The 18,555-nt window shown below is 55.2% G+C and carries 16 protein-coding genes; 12 read left to right on the top strand and 4 right to left on the bottom strand.

All coding sequences use genetic code 11. The annotated features are described in order from the left end of the window. The first annotated feature begins 504 nt into the window (after window positions 1-504). Both Enr10x_RS25880 and Enr10x_RS25875 read left to right on the top strand, forming a co-directional pair. The gene (locus tag Enr10x_RS25880; RefSeq protein ID WP_145451865.1) at window positions 505-2,376 is read left to right on the top strand and encodes a 2-oxoacid:acceptor oxidoreductase subunit alpha; all 1,872 of its coding nucleotides are present in this window, start codon (window positions 505-507) and stop codon (window positions 2,374-2,376) included. A gap of 69 nt (window positions 2,377-2,445) precedes the next feature. Then, window positions 2,446-3,468 carry a 2-oxoacid:ferredoxin oxidoreductase subunit beta gene (locus Enr10x_RS25875; RefSeq protein WP_145114407.1) on the top strand — a complete coding sequence of 341 codons (1,023 nt, stop codon included), beginning with the start codon at window positions 2,446-2,448 and terminating at the stop codon, window positions 3,466-3,468. 81 nt (window positions 3,469-3,549) lie between these two features. On the opposite strand, the gene dcd is transcribed toward Enr10x_RS25875, so the two are convergent. Both dcd and nth read right to left on the bottom strand, forming a co-directional pair. After that, complete coding sequence (dcd, locus tag Enr10x_RS25870) at window positions 3,550-4,122, bottom strand: dCTP deaminase (protein WP_145451863.1); 573 nt, start codon at window positions 4,120-4,122, stop codon at window positions 3,550-3,552. Between the two features lie 141 nt (window positions 4,123-4,263). Continuing rightward, entirely contained in the window at window positions 4,264-4,962 is a 699-nt protein-coding gene (gene nth, locus Enr10x_RS25865) for an endonuclease III (RefSeq protein ID WP_145451861.1), read from the bottom strand. A gap of 132 nt (window positions 4,963-5,094) precedes the next feature. Between nth and Enr10x_RS25860 the strand changes: the two genes are divergently transcribed. Together Enr10x_RS25860 and Enr10x_RS25855 are read left to right on the top strand one after the other, a co-directional pair. Further along, window positions 5,095-5,802 (top strand): LON peptidase substrate-binding domain-containing protein, encoded by a 708-nt coding sequence (locus Enr10x_RS25860; RefSeq protein WP_145114401.1) that lies wholly within the window; start codon window positions 5,095-5,097, stop codon window positions 5,800-5,802. A 136-nt stretch (window positions 5,803-5,938) separates the two neighbouring features. Then, window positions 5,939-7,528, top strand: coding sequence for a sulfatase family protein (locus tag Enr10x_RS25855; protein ID WP_145452817.1), 1,590 nt, complete (start codon window positions 5,939-5,941; stop codon window positions 7,526-7,528). A gap of 10 nt (window positions 7,529-7,538) precedes the next feature. Here the strand turns inward: Enr10x_RS25855 and Enr10x_RS25850 are convergent, their stop codons facing one another. Continuing rightward, window positions 7,539-7,961 carry an anti-sigma factor gene (locus Enr10x_RS25850; protein WP_145451859.1) on the bottom strand — a complete coding sequence of 141 codons (423 nt, stop codon included), beginning with the start codon at window positions 7,959-7,961 and terminating at the stop codon, window positions 7,539-7,541. 459 nt (window positions 7,962-8,420) lie between these two features. On the opposite strand from Enr10x_RS25850, the gene Enr10x_RS25845 reads away from it, so the two are divergent. The 4 genes from Enr10x_RS25845 (at window position 8,421) to Enr10x_RS25830 (ending at window position 12,433) form a co-directional block, all read left to right on the top strand. After that, entirely contained in the window at window positions 8,421-9,263 is an 843-nt protein-coding gene (locus tag Enr10x_RS25845) for a transketolase (RefSeq protein ID WP_145114397.1), read from the top strand. 111 nt (window positions 9,264-9,374) lie between these two features. Further along, entirely contained in the window at window positions 9,375-10,328 is a 954-nt protein-coding gene (locus Enr10x_RS25840; protein ID WP_145451857.1) for a transketolase family protein, read from the top strand. 100 nt (window positions 10,329-10,428) lie between these two features. Continuing rightward, on the top strand, window positions 10,429-11,385 hold the full coding sequence (locus Enr10x_RS25835; protein ID WP_145451855.1) for a GNAT family N-acetyltransferase: 957 nt from the start codon (window positions 10,429-10,431) through the stop codon (window positions 11,383-11,385). Window positions 11,386-11,476: 91 nt separating this feature from the next. Beyond that, window positions 11,477-12,433: an ornithine cyclodeaminase family protein gene (locus Enr10x_RS25830; protein WP_145451853.1), complete on the top strand. Its 957-nt coding sequence runs from the start codon at window positions 11,477-11,479 to the stop codon at window positions 12,431-12,433. 6 nt (window positions 12,434-12,439) lie between these two features. Here the strand turns inward: Enr10x_RS25830 and mazG are convergent, their stop codons facing one another. Beyond that, window positions 12,440-13,402: a nucleoside triphosphate pyrophosphohydrolase gene (mazG, locus tag Enr10x_RS25825; RefSeq protein WP_145451851.1), complete on the bottom strand. Its 963-nt coding sequence runs from the start codon at window positions 13,400-13,402 to the stop codon at window positions 12,440-12,442. 107 nt (window positions 13,403-13,509) lie between these two features. Between mazG and Enr10x_RS25820 the strand changes: the two genes are divergently transcribed. From Enr10x_RS25820 to Enr10x_RS25805, 4 genes are all read left to right on the top strand, one after another. Next, a complete protein-coding gene (locus Enr10x_RS25820) occupies window positions 13,510-13,998 on the top strand; it encodes a hypothetical protein (RefSeq protein WP_197997369.1) in 489 nt (162 codons plus the stop codon). A 39-nt stretch (window positions 13,999-14,037) separates the two neighbouring features. Then, on the top strand, window positions 14,038-15,066 hold the full coding sequence (locus Enr10x_RS25815) for an alpha/beta hydrolase family protein (RefSeq protein WP_145451849.1): 1,029 nt from the start codon (window positions 14,038-14,040) through the stop codon (window positions 15,064-15,066). A gap of 243 nt (window positions 15,067-15,309) precedes the next feature. Next, complete coding sequence (locus Enr10x_RS25810) at window positions 15,310-18,288, top strand: anaerobic glycerol-3-phosphate dehydrogenase subunit C (RefSeq protein ID WP_145451847.1); 2,979 nt, start codon at window positions 15,310-15,312, stop codon at window positions 18,286-18,288. Continuing rightward, window positions 18,285-18,539, top strand: coding sequence for a MoaD/ThiS family protein (locus Enr10x_RS25805; RefSeq protein WP_145451845.1), 255 nt, complete (start codon window positions 18,285-18,287; stop codon window positions 18,537-18,539). The genes Enr10x_RS25810 and Enr10x_RS25805 overlap by 4 nt, the downstream gene beginning before the upstream one ends. Window positions 18,540-18,555 lie beyond the last annotated feature (16 nt).

Raw genomic sequence — 18,555 nt, 5'->3', positions numbered from 1 at the left:
TGAATTTGGTGTAAAAATGCCGATTATAAGGAATAATTCTATTTCATTGTGTTTACCGTTTGACGGAGCGATGGTGAACGGTCAGTGAGAAGATACATGGAAGTCTGAAGCCGAGCTTCGGTCCCGGACAGGGATTGAATCGAATTCGCTTGCCAGACCAAATGATTCATTTAATTGTGAAAACCAAGTGTGAAATACTCCTGCGTCTTTCCCTCCTAAACAGGGTCATGCTCAACCAGGCCCGAATCATGTCTGAGAGACCACATCGCGTTTTCCATGGTTTCATATTTTCAGTGATGGGCTGTCTGGTTTTGCGTTATAAGAAAACAGGGCCAGACCGAAAAAATGGATTTGCAATCGAGAGACAGCTGTCATTTCAACAGACGGCCGTCGCGATCAGCAACATAACCAACACAGCAACAAACAAACTTTCAAAACAACTTTCTTTCAACTGAAACAGTCTCGTCTCAAGCAGGGGCAGACTGCCGGGGAGTAACAAGCAGAATGGCGACCACAGACGTGTCTGGTGCTAATGGCAAAATCAGCGAACAACTGGATGCCGTTGTTATCCGTTTTTGTGGAGATAGTGGTGATGGGATGCAGCTGGCCGGCACGCAGTTTACAAACGTGTCTGCCGTCTTCGGTAATGATGTGAGTACATTGCCGGACTTCCCCGCGGAGATTCGCGCACCCGCCGGAACTCTGGGAGGCGTGAGTGGTTTCCAGATCTGCTTCTCCAGTTCCGATATTTACACACCAGGTGACGAAGTCGATACCCTGGTTGCCATGAACCCCGCTGCTCTCAAGACCAACCTTGCCGACCTCAAGCGGGGTGGCACACTGATCGTCAACAAAGACGCGTTCGAGAAAAGCAACCTCTCCAAGGCCGGCTACGAGAGCAATCCGCTGGATGACGAAGAAGCACTGGCTGCCTACCAGGTTCAGAAAGTGCCGATGACCAGCCTGACCCGCGATGCCGTCGCGGAACTGGGACTTTCGCCCCGTGAAGCAGAACGTTGCAAAAACTTCTTCGCGATGGGCCTGGTCTACTGGCTCTATCAGCGGGATGCCAGCCCCACTGAAGAATGGGTGAAGAGCAAGTTCGCCAAGAAACCCGAACTGGTCGAAGCCAACCTCAAAGCACTTCAGGCAGGCTACAACTTCGGGATTACGACTGAAGCCATGACCGTGCACTACCGTGTCGATCCTGCGGAACTGCCGCCCGGCAAGTATCGCAAGGTGACCGGTAATGAAGCTCTCGCCTTCGGCTTTGTCACCGCAGCTAAGCTGGCCGACAAAAAGCTGTTTTACGGCGGCTATCCGATCACTCCCGCCAGTGATATTCTGCACGAGCTGTCCAAACTGAAAAACTTCAACGTAGTCACTTTCCAGGCGGAAGACGAAATTGCCGCGATCACCAGTGTGGTCGGTGCTTCTTACGCCGGCGACCTGGCAATCACCGCCAGCAGTGGCCCCGGGATCGCCCTCAAAGGCGAAGGCATGGGCCTGGCTGCAATCATGGAACTGCCCCTGGTCGTTGTCGATGTCCAGCGCGGCGGACCCAGTACCGGGCTGCCCACCAAAACAGAACAGTCCGACCTCTATATGTGCATGTTCGGCCGTAACGGCGACTGCCCGATGCCGCTGGTCGCACCCGCTTCACCAGCCGACTGTTTCCACATGGCGCAGGAAGCGATGCGGATTGCCGTCGAATTCATGACGCCCGTACTGCTGCTCAGCGACGGTTACATTGCCAACGGGGCCGAGCCCTGGCAGATTCCGGAAATTTCCTCGCTCAAGCCGATCAAAGTCTCGCACGAAAACAGGCAGAAGGATGGCGAGCAGTTCATGCCCTATCTGCGGAATGAACAGAAAGCCCGCCCCTGGGTCGTTCCCGGGACGCCTGGTTGTGAACACCGGGTCGGCGGTCTGGAAAAATCCGATGTGACCGGGAACGTGGATTACTCTCCCGAGAACCATCAGTTCATGACCACTTTGCGGGCCAACAAAATCGCCGGCATTGCCGACCACATTCCTGAACAGGAAGTCGAAGGCCCCGAGTCCGGCGACCTGCTCGTGATCAGCTGGGGCGGAACCTATGGTGCCGTTCGCACCGCCGTCAAACAGTCGATTCAGGAAGGGCTCTCCGTAGCACACGCTCACTTGCGGTATCTGAATCCGTTCCCCAAAAACCTGGGAGATGTGATCAAGAACTACAAGAAAGTCCTGATTCCGGAACTCAATACCGGACAGCTGCGAATGATCATTCGCGGCACTTTTCTGGCAGATGCCGTTGGTCTGAACAAGGTCCAGGGAAAACCGTTCCTGATCAGCGAAGTCAAACAGAAGATCAGAGAAGTGATCGAAGAAAAATAAACCATCGTTTTTCACAGACCAACAGAGAAATTATTTTAGAAACGATTGATTGCGTTTAAGGATAAAAAAATGAGTGTAGACACCTCGCTACCTGTCCTCTCGCCCAAAGATTTTGCCAGTGACCAGGAAATCCGCTGGTGCCCGCGCTGCGGCGACTACTCGATTCTCGCCCAGATGAAAAAGGTTCTGCCGACCCTGGGAATCCCCAAGGAAAAATTCGTATTCGTGTCCGGCATCGGCTGCTCCAGCCGCTTCCCGTATTACATGGATACGTACGGCATGCACAGTATTCACGGTCGGGCCCCGGCAGTTGCGACAGGCGTGAAACTCGCGAATCCCGATCTGCAGGTCTGGGTCATCACCGGTGATGGCGATTCGCTCTCCATCGGCGGTAACCACTTCATGCACGTCCTGCGTCGGAATGTCGATGTGAAAGTCATCCTGTTCAACAACCAGATTTATGGTCTGACCAAAGGACAGTACTCACCGACCAGTCCTACGGGAACTAAAACCAAAAGTACTCCCTTCGGATCGGTGGACCGCCCTCTGAATCCGTTGTCGGTTGCCATCGGTGCCCGCGCTACGTTTGCCGCCCGCTCGGTCGACGTCGATATCAAGCATCTTTGCAGCGTGCTCGAACGGGCTGCCAGCCACAAGGGAACCGCCTTTGTAGAGGTCTACCAGGACTGTAACGTCTTCAACAGCGGCGCATTCGCGTTTGCATCGAAGAAAGGCGAGAAGGAAGAAAACGTGATCTACCTCGAGCACGGCAAGCCGCTGATCTTCGGCAAAGATCGCGATAAGGGAATCCGGCTCAACAGCCACGATCAGCCCGAAGTCGTCGAACTGGGCAAAGGTGTCACCGAAGACGATCTGCTCTTCCACGATGAAAAATCAGAAGACATGAACCTCGCGTTCCTGCTGGCCAGCATGCGGTATCCGGAAATGCCCGAACCCATGGGAGTCTTCCGCTGCGTCGAACAGCCGACCTACAACGAAGCCGTTTACAATCAGGTGGAATCCACCATCGAGAAAAACGGAGCAGGGGACCTCGAATCCCTGTTCAACACCGGGGATACCTGGACCGTGTAACCGGCTCGTGTCTGTCAAATCAAAAAGGCGTTACAGTTCCAGCTGTAACGCCTTTTCTTTTAGTCTCATGAAAGGGCCGGGCTATTCCCTGGAACCCTCTTCGCCAAATGAGAGTCGCATCTGGCGATTTTCGTTCGGATCCAGCTCCTTGAACAACAGGCTGGGCTGAATCCCTTTGTTGTTCTGATATTTGTCGCTGTTGTATTCGACAATCTCACCTTCCACGGTGTGGTAGATGATCTGGCAGATCGGAATGCCGGCATAAATGCGGACCGGCTGGGCCACGGTAATTTCCAGCGTCCAGTAGCCGCAGAATCCGATATCGCCCACACCAGCGGTGGCGTGAACAGAAATTCCCAACCGCCCGATCGAAGAGCGGCCCTCCAGCAGAGGCACCAGGTTATGCGTTTCTGTCCGCTCGGTGGTCCGTCCCAGGTACAACTGTCCGGGGTGCAGAACCATCCCTTCTTCCGGGATGACATATTTCCCCAGCCGGTTCGGGCGTGCCATGTCCAGCACGATTTCCTCGTAAACCATCAACTCGTTATGCAGACAGAGGTTATAGCTGTTGGGGTTCAGATATTTTTCATGGTAGGGCTCAATGATAATATCGGTTCCCAGGCGTTTCTTGATTTCTTTCCCGGTCAGGATCATCGGCGGCTCATTATGATGAAGGTTGAATAAAGACTCTGCATAATGGAACCATAAACCCCTGCGAACCGGCTTTCAACACTTCAGACCGACGTTTTCAGAATCTGCGACAAGTCGTCTTCATATCGTTACGGAAGCGAGCAGCTATTCCAGCGGTTTTAATCCAATCCGCGGACAGATTTTTAACAGGCTGCATTCCCTGCACCGTGGCTTGCGGGCCACGCAGGTCGCCCGGCCGTGCAGAATCACGCGATGCGAGAAGGCGATCCATTCCTTTTTGGGAAGCACTTCCATCAGATCGCGTTCGATGATCTCCGGATTTTTACTCGTGGTCAGCCCGAAAATGTTACAGATCCGCTTCACATGCGTGTCGACCACGACGCCGCTGGGGATATCAAAAGCGGTCCCCAGCACCACATTCGCGGTCTTGCGTCCTACGCCGGGCAGGGCGACCAGTTCCTTAAGCGTTTTGGGCACTTCGCCGTCGTGTTCTTCCATCAGCGCCTGTGCCATTTTGCGGATGTTGGTTGCTTTCGCGCGGAAAAAACCGAGCGGGTAGACGATTTTCTCCACGTCTGCCTGTTTGCTCGCCGCCAGCTTTGCTGCCGTCGGATATTTTTTAAACAGCGTCGGGGTGGTCGCATTCACCCGTTCGTCGGTGCACTGAGCGGACAGAATCGTGGCCACCAGCAGCTGAAACGGTGAATCGTGGATCAGGGCACATTCGGGTTCGGGGAACAGGCGGGCCAGGCCGCGCGCAATTTTGCGGGCATGTTTCTTTTTTGCATCAAGCGAGTCGGCATAACTGGAACCTGACTCAGCGGGTTTCTTTTTTTTAGCCATATTCTGAATGACAATTCCCAAACTGGAGTGCTACTCTGAGTGACATCGCTGGTCATCACCGGCGTGGATTTGATCTGGTCTCAGTATGCGGGACTTCGGATCGTTTTTCAATGTATCGACAGGAATTAGCAGATGGTGTCTGAGTCGCATTTGATTGAGCAACAGTTAGAGGCCCGTTCCGGTGTTGTGCCGGTACTGAGCCTGGAAGATTGTGTTCTGTTACCCCACGCTCTGCAATTGCTGAGAATTACGGCACCCCTCGATTGTCAGCTCGTCTCGGATGCCCTGGCGGCCGGCTCCCTCATCGCCATTGATTTGCATCAGGTCTGTCCGCAAACCGGAATGATCCAGCCGCCCGGAACGGAGATTCGTCCCGTCTGTCTGGCTTCCATCGTCTCTCCCTGTCAATTGGATTCGGGACACTATTCCCTGCTGCTGCGGGGGCTCAGTCGCGCCCGCGCTGTGACTCTGCTCAACTCCGATGCGCCTTATCGAACCGCGTTGCTGGAACTCAAACGCGATTACTATCCTGCGGAACCGGTCATTCACCGCGAGCATCGGCACCTGGAACTGATTGATCATTATTCGCGCATCTTTATGAATCACGTTTCTGAGCCCACCTATTTTCATCAGCTCCATCGCGAAATGGAACTGGGGGCTCTCTGCGATACGCTTGCCGGTTCGCTTCCGCTGGAATCTCCGCTGCAGAGACTCATCCTGGCAGAACAGGATGTCGATCAGCGGAGCGATCTCCTGTTGAGCTTTCTGAAGAGCATCCATCGTCAGCAGCAGCGTGATCCCGCAGCGGCGATTCCTTCCAATGCCTTCAGCCTGAACTGAAGTCAAGCGTGTTCCTGCGGCTCTTCTGCCTTGAAAAGCAAAATCGCTTGTGACCGCCCGGGGCCTCGCCTAAGATAAAGTCTGGTGAATTGACTTTATCTCCGATGTTTCTGAGCAGGAACCGACATCCATGAATATGCGCTTCGCTGGTCTCTTACAGGCTGCCTGTCTCTGTCTGACTGTGGCAGGATTCTTGACCAACCAATCACAGGCGGCAGAAACCACGCGGCCGAATATTCTGTTTTGTATTGCCGACGATGCCTCGTATCCGTATATGGGCGCGTATGGCTGTACCTGGGTCAAGACCCCCGCCTTTGATCGCGTGGCCCGCGAAGGGTTGCTGTTCACCAACGCCTATACTCCGAACGCCAAGTGTGCCCCTTCCCGGGCCTGCATTCTGACCGGTCGCAATTCCTGGCAGCTCAAAGAAGCCGGCAATCACATGGCTTTCTTCCCACCCGAATTCAAAACCTATGTCGAAGCCCTGGCGGAGCACGGCTATACCGTCGGGAAAACCGCCAAAGGCTGGGCACCCGGAGTTGCCGTCGATGCACAAGGCAAACGCCGCAATCTGGCCGGTCCCGCATTTAACAGCAAAAAACTCAAACCGCCCGCTACCGGCATCTCGCCCATTGATTACGCCGGTAACTTCGCGCAGTTTCTCGAGACCTGTCCCGAGGAAAAGTCCTGGTGCTTCTGGTATGGCGGTTTCGAACCACATCGCCGCTATGAATATGGATCCGGTGCGAAAAACGCCGGCAAGAAAATTACGGATATCGACCAGGTCCCCGCTTACTGGCCGGACAACGAAGTCATTCGCAATGACATGCTCGACTACGCCTACGAAGTTGAGCACTTCGATCATCATCTTGCCCGGATGCTGAAGCTCCTGGAACAGCGGGGGGAACTGGAAAACACGCTGGTGGTTGTCACCGCCGATAATGGTATGCCGTTTCCCCGTATCAAGGGGCAGGAATACGAACTCTCGAATCACCTCCCGCTGGCGATCATGTGGCCGGCCGGTATCAAGGCCCCCGGTCGCGTCATCAAAGATTACGTCAGCTTTATCGATTTCGCTCCGACGTTCATCGAAGTCGCGGGTCTCAAATGGGAACAGACCGGCATGCAGCCTGCGGCGGGACACAGCCTGACCGATATTTTCAACTCCACGAAATCAGGGCAGGTCAATCCGGCCCGCGATCATGTGCTCATCGGCAAAGAACGTCATGATATCGGACGTCCCCACGACCAGGGCTATCCGATTCGCGGCATCGTCAAAGGGGGCATGCTCTACCTGCGCAATTACGAGACGGGACGCTGGCCTGCCGGCAATCCCGAGACCGGCTACCTGAACTGTGACGGCAGTCCAACAAAAACCGCGATCCTGGATCTCCGTCGCGAAGGCAAACAGCAGCAGTTCTGGCAGCTTGCATTCGGGAAACGCTCCGCGGAGGAACTGTTTGCAATCGACAGCGATCAGGAGTGTATGCAGAATCTGGCGGACAATCCCCAATATCAGAAAGTCAAGCAGGAGTTGAAGCAACAGCTGGAAACGGAGCTCAAGGCGCAGCAGGACCCGCGGATGTCGGGTCAGGGGGGCGTCTTTGAAGCCTATCAGTATTCCGATCCCCGTACGCGTAGTTTCTATGAACGTTACATGAGGGGGGAACCGCTCAAAGCAGGCTGGGTCAACAAATCCGATTTTGAATCCGGTCCGCTCGATTGAGACAGTCGGTTCAGTCTTCGTCCTGTTTCGAACTGAGATACCCGGCGGAGGATTGAAAGTACTTCTCGCGGCGGCGCTGGGAGTCTGCAGAGAGATTGGACAGCCCCGCTTTCAGGTCTTCCAGATTCGCATTGCAGAAGCGACAGCCGGTCTGCTCCAGATGGAATTCGATATAACTCTGGAATTCCGGGGAGAGCGTTTCGAGCAGATACCCGCCCAACTGACTCCGGGTGGGGCAGCTCAAACGGTTCCGTCGCCAGATTTCGCCCACCGAATGAACGCCTTCATCACGCTGGCGGGACAGCTCCGCCAGCCGGACTCGCAGTCGGTCTGAATGACGCAAAGCCGCCTCAAGCTGCGACATCAGATCCGTCGACAGACTTTCATCAAGATACGACAGTAATTCCTGATCAGTAAAACTGCTTTCAGACATGCTACGCCCATCCTGAGGGGAACCGTAAAACTTAATCAACCGTTTCATTATGGACGATTGAATACTCGCTTTAAAGACTAGTCGGATAAACAGTTGTGAATTTCGCAGGAAACGGGAAACCGTTAATTTCTGAAGAAAGCTGCGTAGGGGAGATCGGGTATTTTATACAAAAAGTAAGCCGTGAAGCTGCTTTTCCAGTGCACAAACGGGTTTCTAGAGCCTAGATGGTTGTGGCTGAGAGGCTGGCTCGTTAGCATACCGTAAGTAATTGACGCGCTTAAGTTGCGCCTGGTGGCGCCTGAATGCTGTCACAGCTCCATTCTCTGATTGCCAGATCAGGTAACACCCTTCTTTCGGTCCTCTGAACACAGCAGGTTCCATTTTTACAGAGGGGAACTAGATTGAGAGTCGAGCGCGTGATGAATTTATGGTTCGTTTAAAAGAATTGAAGGAAATACAGTGGCTGCTCAAGCAAATGCCTTATCAATGGAAGAATTGAAGGAAAAAGGAAAAGTCCTTCGCCGTCTGATTATCAAAATGACGACCGAAGCTGGCAGTGGACACCCCAGCAGCAGTCTGTCTGCCGTCGAAGTGGTGAACGCTCTCTGGTTTGGCGGGTTCATGAAATATGATCCACAGAACCCCACCTGGGAAGCCCGCGACCGCTTCATCTTGAGTAAAGGCCACGCCGTTCCCGTGCTGTACGCCGCCATGGCAGAAGCCGGTTACTTCTCTACTGATGATGTCATGACGCTCCGCAAACTGGGCAGCCCCTTCGAAGGTCACCCGAACATGAAGCGTCTCCCCGGCATTGAAGCCTCCACCGGTTCACTGGGCCAGGGACTCTCACTGGGGATCGGCCAGGCTCTGGGAGCTCGTCTAAATAAGAATGGCGCCAACGTCTTCGTTGTCATCGGTGATGGTGAAATGGAGGAAGGCCAGGTCTGGGAAGCACTCGCCGCTGCCGAGAAATACAAGCTTGGCAATCTGACCGCGATCATCGACCAGAACGGCTACCAGCAGACCGGCGCTACCAAAGACGTGCTGGATATGGGTTCGTTCGAAGACAAGATCGCTGCCTTTGGCTGGCATACACAGACAATCAACGGCAACTGCCAGGAAACGGTAGTCGAAGCACTGGAAGCAGCCGCCAAGGTCACCGACCGGCCCAAAGCCATTATTTCACAGACCAAAAAAGGGTATGGCATTCTGCCCGTGCTGGAAGAAGCTGGCGATACCAACTACCACGGCAAGCCGCTCTCTCCCGAACTGGCAGAAAAAGCACTCGCCCTGCTCAGTTAGTACCCCTGCGGTTCCTGATCGCCCGGTGAACGTCCGGGCGAGATCAGGTTGCCGGCAGTTCGAATCAAACAATATCTACAGGCAATACACAGACAAAAGAGATAAAGCATTATGTATTTAGGTGAACTTAGTGGATTGAAAATCGGACAGGCCACCCGCGATGCGTTTGGCGATGCATTGAAAGAACTGGGTGAGCAGTTTCCGACTGTTGTGACTGTCGACGGTGACGTTGGAAACTCGACACGTACCGAAGTCTTTGCCAAGGCCCACCCCGATCGTGCCTTCAACGTCGGCATCGCTGAAAGCAACATGGTCAGCGTGGCCGGTGGTCTGGCTTCGACCGGACATATCCCCGTCGTGGCCAGCTTTGCGGCCTTCCTGATGTGCAACGCTTACGACCAGATCAGAATGTCGATCGCCTTCCCGGGCATGAATGTCAAAATGGTTGGTACGCACGCCGGGATTTCCATCGGTGAAGATGGTCCTTCGCAGATGGGGATCGAAGACGTGTCTCTGGCCTGCAGCCTCCCCGGCGTTGTCGTGATGGTGACTGCCGATGCGGTTTCCACCAAAGCGGCAACCAAAGCCATGTTGGAATACGAAGGTCCCGTCTACCTGCGTCTGGGACGTCCCGGCGTTTCTGAGATCTATACCGACAGCGACAGCTTCGAAATCGGCAAAGCCAATACCGTTCGTGAAGGTGACGATGTGACCATCATTGCGAATGGCCTGATGGTTGCCGGTGCCATTGATGCCGCCACCAAACTGGCTGAAGATGGGATCAGCGCCCGTGTGATCGACATGCACACGATCAAGCCGCTCGATACCGACGCCATCGCGAAAGCAGCCCGTGAAACGGGTGCCATCGTTGTCGCAGAAGAACATCTGGCACACGGCGGTCTGGGATCAGCTGTCTCCATGGCTGTTTCGCAGATCGATCCGGTACCGATGGCTTACGTCAACGTTGGTGACTGTTTTGCAGAAAGTGGCGATCCGCAGGGACTGCTGGACAAATACGGTCTGACTGCAGATGCCATCGTTGAAGCAGTTAAAAAAGTGAAATAAGCGACGCCAGAGCCCCCTTGGTTTTTCAAGGGGGCTTTGTCTATCCTGCATTGCTGTAAAATTAGATCTTAGACCCATTCACAGTCTGCGAGAGAACTTTGTGACTGAGTTTCGCGCCTTCCATAATACCGACCCGCCACAGCTGCTGAAACTCTGGCATTCTGCAGGATTGGGTAGAGGTGCCGCGGAATGTCTCTCGAATGACGCTTTCGAAGTTCTCATCTTCTCCCAGCCCTATTTTGATCCCGAGGGGCTGATCGTCGCGGTGGAAGACGGCAACGTCGTGGGCTTTATCCTGGCAGGTTTCGGCCCCAATGCGGAACTCTCGGCCCTCGATCATTCCCAGGGCGTCATCTGTGCGGTCATCGTGCAGCCTGACTTCCGGCGCCGGGGCATTGGTCGCGAACTGGTCGCCCGGGCAGAAGCGTATCTCCAGGAAAAAGGTGCGACGCAGATCACTGCCGGCCCTTCCGGACTTCTGTCTCCCTATCTGGTGGGCCTGTATGGGGGTACTCGACCTTCTGGTTTTCTGCTTTCCGATCCGCTGGCGGCCCCCTTTTTTGAGGGTCTGGGCTATGATGCCATCGGCTCGACACGCATCTATCAGCGTGACCTGCTCGGGCAGAAACCTCCCATCAAGTTCCATCTCGTCAACCTGCGGCGGAAAATGCAGCTGATCATCTCTGATGATTACCAGGCACCCAACTGGTGGTGGCTAACCCGGATGGGGCGGCTGGAAACCCTGCATTTCGAACTCGTACCCAAATCGGGCTATGATGCCATCGCTTCAGCAACGGTGGTGGGGCTGGATCTGTACATTCCCAAATGGGAAGAGCGCGTGATCGGTCTGACGGACGTTTACGTGAAAGAAGATGAACGAGGCAAAGGCTACGGACAGTCGCTGCTGCTTGAGATCGGACGTCGACTGCAGGAAGAACTGATCACGAAACTGGAACTGCACGTAGACGAAACCAACACCGTCGCCTGGCATGTCGCCGAAGCGGTAGGCTACTATCAGGTCGATACTGGTATTGTATATCAGCGCGTTTCTCGTTAGCGTGTAACTGGCTGCCCGGTCGTTGGCATAACTCCCGTCAGCCGCTCTGGTTCTGCTGATATCCGAGACATCCATGGAAAGGTCACCGTAGATGGCGGCTCTCTATCTTACTGAAGATGACGTTCGTTCCCTGATGGATATGGAGAAATCCATTCTCATCACCCACAAGGTCTTCAAGGAACTCGCGACCGGCCGCGTGATGAATGCACCGCGTCAGCGGGTGAGAGCGCCCGGCATCATGCTGCATACGATGTCGGCTGCGAATGAGTACCTGCACTACGTCGGCTGGAAAGCATATACCACCACGAAACAAGGGGCACGCTTTCACGTTGCGATCTACGATCAGGAATCAGGCGAAATGAAAGCCCTGATCGAAGGGGACTTCCTCGGCCAGCTGCGCACTGGGGCTGCCAGTGCGGTCGCCACCGAATACATGGCCCGCCCCGATTCCAAAGTAGTGGGCATGTTCGGTTCCGGACTGCAGGCCCGCACACAGCTGCAGGCGGTCTGTATGACCCGCAAGATCGAATTCGTGCAGGTTTATTCACGCAATTTCGAAAACTGCAGCCGTTTTGCCGAAGAGATGACGGAGCTGTGTGATGTCGAAGTCAGTGCCTGCCACTCCCCCGACGAAACCGCTGCCGAAAAAGACATCGTCATCTGTGCGACCACCAGCAAAGCACCTCTGTTTGATGGTCGCGTCCTGGATGAAGGGACGCACCTGAATGTGATCGGCTCCAATCATCGCAGTCGCCGCGAAATCGATCGGACCACGATCAAGCGGGCCGATGTGATTGTCTGTGATGATATTGAGCAGTGCAAAATCGAAGCGGGTGATTTTATGCAACCGGTTGAGGAAGGGATTACCGACTGGCGGTTGATGCACAACCTGTCGGACATCATCGCCGAACGAGAAACCGGACGTGCGACCGATGATCAGGTGACCCTGTTCAAATCAGTGGGGATTGCTGCTGAAGACGTGGCGATGGGAGTCCAGGTTTATGAATTCGCCCTCGAAGAAGGGCTTGGCGTGGATCTGCCGTTCTAAACGGATTCAGTGCTGCTCGCGTTCCTGCTGCTTGACCGCCTGGTAAATCGCTTCCATTTCCTGCAATGACGCTTCCTGGATGGAACGGCCTTCTGCTTCCAGCGCCTGTTCAATTTTCTGGACCCGTTGCTGAAACTTGCGGTTGCTCTTCCGCAGTGCTTCTTCCGGATTGATCTTCCAGCGGCGGGCGATGTTTGCGACCACAAACAGAATGTCTCCCAACTCGCCTTCCACTCGCGCGTGCAACTCCGTGTCAGTCAGTGCTTCATCGGCGACCACTTCCGCTTCGACTGTTGCCTGGGTTTCGGGCAGCTGGCCATCGTGAAACAGTTCGTCTGCCAGCTCCTGGATTTCTTCCCGCAGTTTATCGAACAGCATGTCCCGGTGGGGAAAGTCGTAGCCGACCTTCGCCGCTTTTTCCGCGACCCGGGCTGCACGGGCCAGGGCAGGCAGCGCCTCCGGTAAGCCGTCGAAGATGGAGCGTCGCTGCTTTTCCTGGTCCTTGATCTGATCCCAGTTCCGGCGGACTTCGTCTGGCGTCTCGGCATTCACATCACCAAACACATGCGGGTGGCGTTCGATCATTTTGCGCGTCAGACGTTCGACGACATGGGTCAGGTCAAATCGTCCTTCATCGGCCGCGATCTGGGAGTCGAGCACGATCTGCAGCAACAGGTCGCCCAGCTCTTCGATGATATGCTGATCGTTGCCCGAATCGATGGCCTCCAGCAGTTCATAGGTCTCTTCCAGCGTGTACGGTTTAATCGTTTCCAGTGTCTGGGCCCGGTCCCAGGGACACCCTTCCGGCGACCTCAGGCGGGCAATAACGTCGCAAAGCTTTTCAAATGCGGGGGTTAAGATGGTATAATCGGGGGGAGAGCCCGGCGGGGGACAGGCGCTGCCCGGGGTGTCGTCAGACTGGGATGCCGGGGTGTCGTCAGACTGGGATGGAGGAACAGAATCTGTCATTGTGCTTCCGTATGATTCACCTGAAGGCTCAGATCGTGTAGGATGAACGTATCGTAGCGAATTCGCTTCTCCCTGAAAATTCACAACCAATTGATGAGGCATAAATCATGAGTTTTCTCAAGAAAAGTTCACTGGCCGTCTGTGTAATGATGCTGTCTCTGAGTGCCACTTTCGCCGACGACGCAAAGCAGGCGGAACTGGAAAAGAAGTTTGAGAAAGAAATGTCGGGCGCCACGCTGGTGGGCCATTTTACCGTGGATGGCAGAGAGAATGGCAATCCGCTCAAGGAAGAACGCTATGAAATCGCCTCTGCCAAAAAACTGGAAGGCGATCAGTGGCTGTTGACTGCCCGGATCAAGTATGGTGACAACGATGTCAATGTCCCCATTCCCCTCAACGTCTACTGGGCCGGCGATACCCCTGTGATTTCGCTGACCAATATTTCCATTCCCGGACTGGGCAATGCATTTACCTCACGGGTGATGTTCTTCGAAGGTCGCTACGCCGGCACCTGGCAGCATGGCAAAGTGGGCGGCAACCTCTGGGGCAAAATTGAATATGCCAAAGAGAAAACCGATTCCGAAGACGACAAGTAACAGCAGCCTTTGATTCAGCTAACTGAGGAGTTTTGATTGATGCTTCAAAAATTGTGTTCTACCGCTCTGGTTCTGGCCCTGTGTCTGTCATCCAGTCAGACGTTGACCGCCGCAGAAAAATCGCCTGAAGCGAAGCCGGCAGACAATGCAGCCCTCAAGCTGATGGAAGTCAAAAGTACGCTGGATCAGAGCCTGCAGCCCTCCCTGATCTGGGCGCCGGAGTCCGCGAAGACCAGACCGACGCCGCTGTTCGTCTTTCTGCATTCCTGGAGCGGCAACTATAAACAGAATAACGCCAAGTGGCTCAAGCAGGCGCAACAGCGCGGCTGGATTTACCTGCATCCGAACTTCCGCGGCGTCAATCAGCAGCCCGAAGCCTGTGGTTCGCGGCTGGCGCGCCAGGATATTCTGGACGCGATCGCTTATGTCATCAAACACTACGATGTCGACCAGTCGCGGATTTACCTGGCCGGTTCTTCCGGGGGCGGACACATGACGATGCTCATGGTGGGCCATCATCCCGATCGCTTCTCTGCGGCTTCCGCCTGGGTCGGTATCAGCGATCTGGCAGACTGGTATCGCTTTCACGTTAAAGATGGCAAACCGCAGCGGTACGCCCAGATGATTCTCAAGTCATTGACGGGCAAGCCTGGTACATCCCAAGAGGTCGATGCACAGTACCGCGATCGTTCTCCCCTGTACTGGATTGCCAGTGCGACCGAGGTCCCCCTCGATCTGAATGCCGGTGTGACGGACGGTCAGACGGGCTCCGTACCCTTCATGCACACACTTAATGCCTATAATGCACTGGCCAAACAGAATCACAGCCCCTTGATCACCAAAGCAGAGATGCAACAATTGTGGGACCAGGGGAAGTTGCAAAACCCGCAGCCCGGAGATGAGAGCCCCGATGACACCTATGGCCGCGACATTCATCTCCGCCGAAAGTCAGGCCAGGCCCGTGTCACAATTTTCCAGGGGGGACACGAAGGTCTTCCGGAACCGGCGTGCGACTGGCTGTCGAAACAGTCGCGCGACACATCGGGCTTCGGTAAAAAATCCGACTGACGGCGTTGCAGGAATGTCGAAACGTCGGTTCAGAGTCGAACTGGTCAAGCTGCCGGTTTGAGGAATTCTGCAGAGAGCTTGCGGAATGCTCGCATTCTGCGGGTTCTTGCGCAGCAGTTTTGGAATTACGGGAGGCCAGCCCGTTTCGGGGAATTGACTATTCAAACCTGAACCCGCCTTCGCGTACAATACGGACAGCCTCCAGCCTGCTTTTGAATCTTTTCAACCTGAGAGTCAGTTACTTTGGACCGTCAACAACAACGAATCGCAGAAGATCTCTCCAGCCTGATTGCAGGCGATGTGCGATGCGATCCGGTGACGTTGTCCATTTACTCCAGCGATGCCAGCCTCTACCAGGTTCCTCCGCTCTGTATCGCGTATCCGCAGGGACGCGACGATATCATTGCGATTGCGAAATATGCATTTGAAACGCATGTCCCGATCATAGCCCGCGGGGCCGGTACCGGTCTGGTGGGCGATGCGATCGGCACCGGGATCGTCATCGACTGTTCGCGGTTCATGACCGGGTTTGAACTGCTCAATGACAACCTGGTTCTGGTTCAGCCTGGTGTAGTTCATGCCCAGTTGAATCGCTACCTGAAACCGTTGGGGCTCTATTTCCCTCCCGACCCGTCCAATACGGAAGTGACCACGGTCGGCAGCATGCTGGCCATCGATGCGGCTGGCTCACGTGCGATCCGCGTCGGCTCAACGCGCGACCACGTCAATCGGCTGGAAGTCGTGCTCGCCGATGGAACCTGCTTTGACGTCGGGAATGAAAGTCTGTCGATCCTCAACCAGCCCGTCGCCGGTTCGAGTACTTCTTTGCTCAGCGAGCCTTCTCCGGAAGTGCGGGGCGAGCAGGCGCGGCGGACGATTTTGAGCAAAATGTCCAAGCTGCTCACCGATAATGCACAGCTGATTCAGGAAAAACAGCGTTCCGGCATTCCCAACTGCAGCGGTTATTTTCTGAAAGGGATCAGGACCCGACAGCATCTCAACCTGGCGCGGATGCTGGTGGGCTCGGAAGGGACCCTGGGGCTGTTTACCTCGGCCATCCTGCACGTCTCTCCCCTGCCTGCACATCGGGGCGTGGCGCTGCTCCTGTTCGGCGATCTCTCTTCAGCGATCAAAGCGGTGCAGACCATTGTTCACGAACAGCCCTCCGCCTGTGATCTGCTCGACCGTCGGCTGTTGTCGCTGGCCCGGGATGCCGATCCCCGCTTTGCTGCACTGATTTCACCCGCGGCGGAAGCAGCGCTGCTGGTAGAGCAGGTCGGTTTCAGTGATTCGCAGGTCCAGCAGCGACTGCATAATGTGACCCTGGCTGTGAAAAACATCAACTCCCGCGTCGTTGTGGCGATGGAAACCCATCAGCCGGACGAGGTCGATTTCCTCTGGTCGCTGCCGCAGAAAGTCGTACCTTCGCTCAGTCGCCTCCCCGGAGAATCGCGCCCGCAGCCGTTTGTGGAAGATATTGCGGTTCCTCCGGAACGACTCAATGAGTTCTCACAGAAAGCTCAGAAAGTCTTTCAGCGACACGAGGTCACGGCGACGTTCTATGCGCATGCCGCCTCAGGACAGATTCACCTCCGCCCCTTTTTACCCGCACTCACAGAGAAGAACGCCCCGATTCTGGAAGGCATCGCCCGCGATCTGTATCAGACCGTCTTTTCCGTCAACGGGACGATCAGCGGTGAGCATGGCGATGGTCTCGCAAGGACCGCATTTCTCCGTTCTCAGTACGGCGATCTGTATCGTGTCTTCCGTGAAGTGAAAGACATTTTTGATCCGCACAACCTGCTCAATCCCGGGAAGATTATCAACGACGACCCGCACGTGACGATCCGCAATCTCCGTCCGGTTCCCGAGAAGTTTCCCGAACTGGTCGACCTGCAGCTGAACTGGACACCGCAGGAACTGCAGAACGAAGCCAGTCGCTGCAACGGCTGTGGCTCCTGCCGCCGACAGGATGACGGTTCCCGCATGTGTCCCGTGTTTCGCATCGAGCCGGTGGAAGAAGCCTCGCCCCGTGCCAAGGCCAACCTGTTCCGCGGGCTGCTTTCGGGGGCCATTCACCCCAACGAACTTTCTTCCCAGGATACCAAACGCCTCGCGGATACCTGCGTGAACTGCAAGCAGTGCGTGCTCGATTGTCCTTCTTCGGTCAATATTCCCCAGATGGCCATCGAAGCCAAGGCCGCGTACGTCTCGGCCAACGGGCTCGATCATACCGACTGGATTCTCTCCCGCGCGCATTCGTTTGGTCCCCTGGGCAGCACACTCTCCATGGCCGCCAACTGGGCAATCAATAATTCGACGGCCCGCTGGGTGATGGAAAAAATGATGGGCATTCATCGGCACCGCAAGCTGCCGCTGTTTTCCCGCAGATCCTTTCTGCGCTCGGTTCCCCGCAGGCTGACGAAACGCCCCCGGCCAGGCAGTGATCCCGATCTCGTCATTTTTTTCGTGGATTACTACGCCAACTATCATGACCCTGAGCTGGCACATGCCTTGCTGGCCATTCTGCAGCATAATCAGATTCCCGTCTACATTCCGCCGCTGCAGCTCGCTTCAGGCATGGCGATGGTCTCGGCTGGCGACCTGATTGCCGCCCGCAGCCTGGCGAAGGAAAACATCCAGATTCTGAGTGAATTTGCCCGCGAAGGTCATCGCATCGTCTGTCCCGAACCCGCGTCTGCGATCTGTCTCAAGCAGGAATATCCGATGCTGGTCCCCGGGGAAGAGAGCGAGGTCATTGCCAGTCAGGTTCTGGAAGCGGGTGCCTATCTCTGGGAGCGGCATGAAGCGGGACGCCTGCGAACTGATTTTGGACGACTCTCACTGGAGCTGGATTATCATACACCCTGTCATATCAAGGCCTTATCGACGCGGTCGGCTTTAAAAGAGCTTCTCGCTTTGATTCCTGAGCTGCAGGTGAATACAATTGAAAAAGGGTGTTCCGGCATGGCGGGGACTTATGGTCTCGCCCGGGAGACCTTCGAGACGTCCAAACTGATCGGTCAGGAACTGATCGAGCACATGAAAATAACAAACGTTCATGCGGGTGCGACGGAATGCAGCAGTTGCAAAATGCAGATGGAGCAGGAATCTTCGATTCCGACCATCCACCCGATCAAGCTACTGGCACTTTCTTATGGACTCATGCCGGAAATTGAACGGTCTTTGCAGCCCCAGAAGAAAAAACTGGTAGTGTCATGACAGCCTCTTCCATTCAGGTCCGCTTGTTTGCCCGCGCCCGGGAGCTGGCCGGCAGTGATACAATCAGTGTGCATGCCGTTGACGAGATGACGGTCGCCTGGCTGCGGACTGCGATTGCAGAGCAGTATCCCGTACTGAAGTCTTTAAGCGGTCAGTTGTTAATTGCCGTCGATAATGCGTACGCCGGCGAAGAACAGCCATTGAATGCAGAACAGGAAATTGCCTGTTTTCCACCTGTGAGCGGTGGCTAGCCAGATTGATCAGATA

Source organism: Gimesia panareensis (assembly GCF_007748155.1).
GTDB lineage: Bacteria > Planctomycetota > Planctomycetia > Planctomycetales > Planctomycetaceae > Gimesia > Gimesia panareensis.
The sequence above is the reverse complement of the archived record's forward strand: the minus strand, read 5'-3'. Positions and strand labels throughout refer to the sequence as shown.